The 538-nt window shown below is 44.6% G+C and carries 1 protein-coding gene; it reads right to left on the minus strand.

Annotated features, from left to right (window positions below; translation table 11 throughout):
• Positions 1–9: 9 nt before the first annotated feature.
• A partial coding sequence (locus ACRCJ0_RS19100) for a sugar ABC transporter permease (RefSeq protein WP_431391785.1) occupies positions 10–538 on the minus strand: 529 nt, incomplete at its 5' end.

The following is a 538-nucleotide window of genomic DNA, read 5'->3' on the forward strand; positions in this document are numbered from 1 at the left end:
AATCATGTATTACCCTTTCGTACCACCAGCAGTTAAACCAGATACAAAGTTCTTTTGTAAGTAGAAGAACATGATTGAAATTGGTAAGGCGATTAAGATCGCCCCTGCCGCGAATAGGGTTACCCGTTGTTCACGGGGGTTGGTAATAAATTGTTGTAACCCGATGGCTACGGTGTAATTTTCTGGTGAACGCAAGATGAAACGGGCTAGCATGTACTCACCGAATGGGGTCATAAATGCCCATAAGGCTTGCACTGAAATCATTGGACGCACTAACGGTAAGACGATTTGTCCAAAGGTCCGTAAGTGGCCTGCCCCGTCTAATTTTGCGGATTCATCTAGGTCAGTTGGCACGGTATCAAAATACCCTTTCATCAACCATGAGTTCATTGGGATTGACCCGCCGACATAGGCGAAAATCAAGAACCATAATTTGTCTAGCCCCCCAACTAGTAAGGCCATAACGTAAAAGGCGGTCAAGGCTGCTGTTGTTGGTACCATTTGAACGATGATGAAGAATTTTAGGGATTGTTTACGA

It is taken from the genome of Aerococcus sp. L_32, assembly GCF_050689315.1.